The following is a 6,376-nucleotide window of genomic DNA, read 5'->3' on the forward strand; positions in this document are numbered from 1 at the left end:
ACTTTTTCCAGCACGTAAAGGATACTAATTATGGGTTTCAAATGTGGCATCGTTGGCTTACCAAACGTAGGCAAATCCACCCTGTTTAATGCGTTAACCAAAGCAGGTATTGAAGCGGCTAACTTTCCGTTCTGTACTATCGAACCCAACACCGGTGTAGTGCCGGTGCCGGATCTGCGCTTAGACAAACTGGCGGCTATTGTTAACCCGCAACGCGTGCTGCCCACCACCATGGAATTCGTTGATATTGCCGGTTTGGTTAAAGGCGCGTCAAAGGGTGAAGGCCTGGGTAATAAATTTTTGGCTAATATCCGCGAAACCGATGCGATTGGCCATGTAGTACGCTGCTTTGACGATGACAATATTATTCACGTTGCCGGTAAAATCGACCCGGCTGATGATATCGACACCATTAATATGGAGCTGGTGCTGTCGGACATGGACAGTGCCGAGCGCGCTATTTTACGTGTCAGTAAAAAAGCCAAGGGCGGTGATAAAGACGCGAAAGCCGAAATGGCGGTACTGGAAAAAGTAAAAGCCCATTTAGAACAAGGCTTAACCCTGCGTCAGTTGGAGTTAGACAAAGAAGAGAAAGCCTTGATTGCTTATATGAACTTCTTAACCATCAAGCCAACGATGTATATCGCCAACGTGACCGAAGACGGCTTTGAAAATAACCCCTATTTAGACATCGTGCAGGCGATTGCTGATAAAGAGGGTGCTATCGTGGTGCCGGTATGCGCGGCGATTGAGTCAGAAATTGCCGAGTTGGATGATGATGAAAAAGCCGAGTTTATGGCCGATATGGGTTTAGAAGAGCCAGGCTTAAACCGGGTAATTCGCGGTGGTTATTCACTGCTTAACCTGCACACCTATTTTACCGCCGGTGTTAAAGAAGTGCGCGCCTGGACAGTCGCCATTGGTGCTACAGCCCCACAAGCAGCAGGCGTAATTCACACTGACTTTGAAAAAGGCTTTATCCGCGCTGAAGTGGTTGGCTATGACGACTTTGTGCAGTACAACGGCGAAGCCGGTGCAAAAGAAGCCGGCAAATGGCGTTTAGAAGGTAAAGATTACATTGTCAAAGACGGCGATGTAATGCATTTCCGCTTTAACGTTTAAGCCAAAGATTTTCGCTGAAAAAGCCGTTGTTTAGCGACAACGGCTTTTTTATTGTCTGTGAAACCAGCGTTTTGCGTATTAAATCGGCAAACAAACCAACATTGAATTTTTAACGCAAAAAAACGGTTGACGCTATAGGGGCAGTTCTGGATAATACGCGCCACTTGCTTAGGTCAAGTTAGCGTGGCTACATAGCTCAGCTGGTTAGAGCACAGCACTCATAATGCTGGGGTCGCAGGTTCGATTCCCGCTGTAGCCACCACTTTAACTTTACCTGTGCATGCGGGGATGGCGGAATTGGTAGACGCACTGGATTTAGGTTCCAGCGCCGCAAGGTGTGAGAGTTCGAGTCTCTCTCTCCGCACCACTTTATAAGTGGTTGCACACAAGTTTTTGCAGGGGCGTAGCCAAGCGGTAAGGCAGCGGGTTTTGATCCCGCCATGCGTTGGTTCGAATCCAGCCGCCCCTGCCATTAATTTATAGGTTGTGTGGTTTTGAAAACGACATGACACGCCCGTTTTGCAGGGGCGTAGCCAAGCGGTAAGGCAGCGGGTTTTGATCCCGCCATGCGTTGGTTCGAATCCAGCCGCCCCTGCCATTAATTTATAGGTTGTGTGGTTTTGAAAACGACATGACACGCCCGTTTTGCAGGGGCGTAGCCAAGCGGTAAGGCAGCGGGTTTTGATCCCGCCATGCGTTGGTTCGAATCCAGCCGCCCCTGCCATTAATTTATAGGTTGTGTGGTTTTGAAAACGACATGACACGCCCGTTTTGCAGGGGCGTAGCCAAGCGGTAAGGCAGCGGGTTTTGATCCCGCCATGCGTTGGTTCGAATCCAGCCGCCCCTGCCATTAATTTATAGGTTGTGTGGTTTTGAAAACGACATGACACGCCCGTTTTGCAGGGGCGTAGCCAAGCGGTAAGGCAGCGGGTTTTGATCCCGCCATGCGTTGGTTCGAATCCAGCCGCCCCTGCCATTAAACAGTAGAACCCAGCTAAGGCTGGGTTTTTGCTTTTACTCGCTCCCCACTGCATAACGCGCCACCAGCTTTTTAAGCAGCGTGCTACGGGCAGCAACATTCAGTGCCAACTGCCGTAACGTACGAAGTGGCGCAATATCATGGCCAAACACCTGATAAAAGCCATCCATCGCGCTCATCATTAATAAATTCGCCGGTTTACGCTTACGCTGATAGCGTTGCAAAAGCTGCGCACTCCCTATATCGCTGTTATGCCGTCTGGCGTCAATAATCAGCTCTGTCAGCAACTTCGCATCAGCAAAACCCAGGTTTACGCCCTGCCCGGCCAGCGGATTAATGGTGTGGGCCGCATCACCGGCTAACACCACACGGCCGGCGTAATAACGGTTGGCATCCATTCGCGCCAGTGGGAACCAGCTACTGGCGACCACTTCAACCTCGCCCAATTGCACCGGGAAAGCTTTAATCAGCTGCTGGGTTAACTGTGCCGGTGTCAGCGCCGCCAGCTGTTTCACTCTGCTAGCTTCTTCATACCACACCACTGAGCCTTGCTGGCCGCACAGCGGCAAAAACGCTTTTGGCCCTGTGGGCGTAAATTGCTGCCAGGTCACATCCTGCTGCGGGTAAGGCGTATTCACTAAGGCGACCAAACACGCCTGACTGTACTGCCAGCCATTAGTGCCAATACCGGCTAACCGGCGTAACTGTGAATTGCCGCCATCGGCGGCTACCACCAGCTTACTGCTAAGCTGCTCGCCGCTATCCAGTGTCAGCATGGCGCTTTCTGCGCTTTGCTCAAGTGCCGTAACGGATGACGGGCAAAACAGCGTCAGATTAGCGCCAAATTGCTGCCACAGCGCCAGCTGCAGCAGGTTGTTTTCAACAATATGGCCCAGATGGCTACGCTTTATATCTGCCGCATTAAAGCTAACGATACTGTGCAGCTGCTCAAACGCCTGCAATCGCTGATAGGGGCATAGCCGCATCCGCTCAAGCGCCGGCCAGCCGCCCAGCTGAGTTAACCAGGCTTCGCTGGCCAGGTTAATGGACGAGACGCGAAGATCGGGCGCACTATCAGGCATAAACTCTGGCGGTGCCTGTTTTTCAATTAGCGCTACCTGCAGGCCAGCCTGGCTTAATGCCAGCGCAATAGCCGCGCCGACCATACCACCGCCAACAATGCTGATATCAAACTCTTTATTTGAACTGTCGCTGCTCATATTGCTTGGTCTTATTTAATGAGAGTCACATTGTACGACAGGCTGGTAAAAAAACGAAAACCGCGATATTTACCGCCGAATGAAAGCAAAACCAGCCTCGCCCTGTCTTAGTGGGGCATTAGTTTAATTCACCTTAAGGAACCACTATGAAAACTTACCTTATTGCACTTGGGGCTATGTTGTTTAGCGTCAAACTTTTTGCTGCTAACGCTATAGCGCCATCAGTCGAGCAGGTAACGCCGCTGCTAAACGGTTTAACCATACCGGCGGTTAGCTTAACTGCAGCAGATAACAAAGCCGTTGCACTTACTGAGCTGGTACAACAAAAGCCGTCTGTGCTGGTGTTTTATCGTGGTGGTTGGTGCCCTTATTGCAACGCTCAGCTGGCAGCATTGCGTGACATAGAGCCAAGGTTAAACCAGCTGGGTTATCAAATTATTGCCATCACGCCGGATAGCGTGGCATCGATCAACAAAAGCTTAAACGACACTGGCGGCCAAAAGTTGAGTTATACCTTGCTGTCGGATGCTAATTTCGCTGCCAGCAGTGCCTTTGGCCTGGCCTATTATCTGGATGATAAAACTGCAGCGGCTTATAAAGGCAAGCTTGGTAGCCTGATCACTACCGAAGCCGGTACAGAAAAAGTGGTACTGCCGGTACCGGCGGTGTATATCGTCAACACGGCTGGCGAAGCACTGTTTAGTTATGTGCACATTAACTATAAAACCCGGCTGCACAGCGAGTTACTGCTAAAAGCAGCCGAGCTGGCGCTGCAATAAACCTTTCTCTTTTCAGGTCGTCTCTCAGCTGTTTACCGCAGCGGACACTGTGATATTTTCCGCTGCTGTTTTTTTATCAAAAAGCGTTGACGGCCGGGCAAAAATACGGCATTTTTCGCGCCCTGTTTGGCAAGTATCGGTAACGATGCTAGCCTGTTGGTTTTAGCCTCTGCCGGAGATAACTGATGCGTAATGTAACTGTTGCTGCTACCCAAATGATTGGCGGCTGGAATGTCGATGAAAACATTGCCCGTGGTGAGCGTTTAGTACGCGATGCTGCCGCTAAAGGCGCACAGATTATCCTGCTGCAGGAGCTGTTTGAGCGCAATTATTTCTGCCAGAAACAAAAACCAGACTATTTAGCCTTTGCCACCACAGTGGCCGAAAACAAGGCCGTAGCGCACTTTACTAAAATCGCCAAAGAGCTAAATGTGGTGCTGCCAATCAGCATTTATGAAAAAGCCGGTAACTGCCTGTACAACAGCGTCGTGATTATCGACGCTGACGGCGAGAACCTGGGTACCTACCGTAAAAGCCATATTCCGGATGGCCCGGGCTATAGTGAAAAGTATTACTTCACCCCGGGGGATACCGGCTTTAAGGTGTTCGCGACTAAGTACGCCAAAATCGGTGTCGGTATTTGTTGGGATCAGTGGTTCCCCGAGTGCGCCCGCAGCATGGCGTTAATGGGCGCAGAATTACTGTTCTACCCTACAGCCATTGGTAGCGAGCCGCATGATCCTACGATCAGCTCACGCGATCACTGGCAGCGCACGCAGCAAGGCCACGCCGCTGCTAACCTGATGCCACTGATAGCTTCTAACCGTATCGGTACTGAAACCGAAGGTGATTACCATATTACCTTCTACGGCAGTTCCTTTATTGCTGATGAAACCGGTGCCAAGGTACAGGAGGCCGGCGAAACCGAAGAAGCTGTGCTGGTACACACCTTTGATTTAGACGCGGTAGCAGCCACCCGCCGCGCCTGGGGTATTTTCCGTGACCGTCGTATCGATTTATACGGTGCCGTGCTGACCAAAGATGGGCAAACCAAGCAGCCAAAAACACAAGGTGGTAACTAAGTGGCCTTTACAACCCTTAACAGTACGCCACGCGCCGATGGCTTTAGCATGCCGGCCGAATGGGCGCCGCACAAGCAAACCTGGATGGTATGGCCAGAGCGTACTGACAGCTGGCGTTTAGGCGCCAAACCGGCGCAGCAGGCCTTTGTTGCCGTTATCAAAGCCATTGCCGGTTTTGAGCCGGTAACCGTGGGTGCTTCTGCGGCGCAGTATGCTAATGCGCTGTCGCAGCTGACCGATGTCGGCACCAAGTTCCCCATCCGCGTAGTAGAGATTTCCAATAACGACGCCTGGTGTCGTGATACCGGGCCTACGTTTGTTACTAATGCCAAAGGCGATGTGCGTGGTATCGACTGGACGTTCAACGCCTGGGGCGGCTTAAACGGCGGTTTGTATTTCCCCTGGGATAAAGACGACCAGGTGGCCAGCAAGGTATTGGGTATTGAGCAGCTGCCGCGCTACCGCACTGAAGGCTTTGTATTGGAAGGCGGTGCTATTCATGTTGATGGTGAAGGCACGCTGTTAACCACAGAAGAGTGTTTACTCAACAGCAACCGTAACCCGCATTTAAACCGCGAGCAAATTGAGCAGCAGATGCGCGATTATCTCGGTATCGACAAGGTATTGTGGTTAAAAGACGGTATTTTTAACGACGAAACCGACGGCCATATCGACAATATGGCCTGTTTTGTTAAACCCGGTGAAGTGGTATTAGCCTGGACGGACGACAAAACCGATCCGCAGTATGCGCGCAGCAAAGCGGCGCTGGATTACCTGGAAGCGGCGACCGATGCTAAAGGCCGCAAAATTAAGGTGCACAAGCTGCCGGTACCGGCCCCCATTATTGCCAAAGCCGAAGAGTATGCCACGGTAGATGCAACGATGAGTGCGATTCCACGCGAAGCGAATGCCCGCCTGGCTGGCTCCTATATCAACTTCTATTTATGCAACGGTGGTTTAATTCTGCCAACTTTTGATGACCCGAACGATAAAGTAGCAGCTGAGATCCTGCAACGCCTGTATCCAGAGCATAAAGTGGTTACCGTGCCAGGCCGGGAGATTCTGCTAGGCGGTGGTAATATTCATTGTATTACCCAGCAACAGCCGATTGGCTAGAACAGTGGTATTGTAAGAAAAAACCCGCTTCACAGCGCAATACTGATCAGTTAAGAAATATTTCAGCGATCAGTTGAC

General features: G+C 51.1%; 5 protein-coding genes and 7 tRNA genes. 11 read left to right on the forward strand and 1 reads right to left on the reverse strand.

Annotated features, from left to right (window positions below; genetic code table 11):
* Positions 1-30 precede the first annotated feature (30 nt).
* From ychF to RNAN_RS08040, 8 genes are all read left to right on the forward strand, one after another.
* Positions 31-1,122, forward strand: coding sequence for a redox-regulated ATPase YchF (ychF, locus tag RNAN_RS08005; protein ID WP_008220575.1), 1,092 nt, complete (start codon positions 31-33; stop codon positions 1,120-1,122).
* 185 nt (positions 1,123-1,307) lie between these two features.
* A tRNA-Met gene (locus tag RNAN_RS08010) sits at positions 1,308-1,384 on the forward strand.
* 20 nt (positions 1,385-1,404) lie between these two features.
* Positions 1,405-1,489 (forward strand) — tRNA-Leu (locus RNAN_RS08015).
* A 30-nt stretch (positions 1,490-1,519) separates the two neighbouring features.
* Positions 1,520-1,594, forward strand: a tRNA-Gln gene (locus RNAN_RS08020).
* A 51-nt stretch (positions 1,595-1,645) separates the two neighbouring features.
* Positions 1,646-1,720, forward strand: a tRNA-Gln gene (locus tag RNAN_RS08025).
* Between the two features lie 51 nt (positions 1,721-1,771).
* A tRNA-Gln gene (locus tag RNAN_RS08030) sits at positions 1,772-1,846 on the forward strand.
* Positions 1,847-1,897: 51 nt separating this feature from the next.
* A tRNA-Gln gene (locus RNAN_RS08035) sits at positions 1,898-1,972 on the forward strand.
* Positions 1,973-2,023: 51 nt separating this feature from the next.
* A tRNA-Gln gene (locus RNAN_RS08040) sits at positions 2,024-2,098 on the forward strand.
* Between the two features lie 38 nt (positions 2,099-2,136).
* Here the strand turns inward: RNAN_RS08040 and RNAN_RS08045 are convergent.
* Positions 2,137-3,321, reverse strand: coding sequence for an FAD-dependent oxidoreductase (locus RNAN_RS08045; protein WP_008220581.1), 1,185 nt, complete (start codon positions 3,319-3,321; stop codon positions 2,137-2,139).
* Positions 3,322-3,467: 146 nt separating this feature from the next.
* On the opposite strand from RNAN_RS08045, the gene RNAN_RS08050 reads away from it, so the two are divergent.
* The 3 genes from RNAN_RS08050 to aguA all read left to right on the forward strand — a co-directional run bounded on the left by RNAN_RS08050 (position 3,468) and on the right by aguA (position 6,298).
* Positions 3,468-4,100 (forward strand): peroxiredoxin-like family protein, encoded by a 633-nt coding sequence (locus RNAN_RS08050; RefSeq protein WP_008220583.1) that lies wholly within the window; start codon positions 3,468-3,470, stop codon positions 4,098-4,100.
* Positions 4,101-4,285: 185 nt separating this feature from the next.
* Entirely contained in the window at positions 4,286-5,182 is an 897-nt protein-coding gene (gene aguB, locus RNAN_RS08060; RefSeq protein ID WP_008220587.1) for an N-carbamoylputrescine amidase, read from the forward strand.
* Positions 5,183-6,298: an agmatine deiminase gene (gene aguA / locus RNAN_RS08065; protein ID WP_008220590.1), complete on the forward strand. Its 1,116-nt coding sequence runs from the start codon at positions 5,183-5,185 to the stop codon at positions 6,296-6,298.
* Positions 6,299-6,376 lie beyond the last annotated feature (78 nt).

Source organism: Rheinheimera nanhaiensis E407-8 (genome assembly GCF_000296695.1).
Lineage (GTDB): Bacteria > Pseudomonadota > Gammaproteobacteria > Enterobacterales > Alteromonadaceae > Alishewanella > Alishewanella nanhaiensis.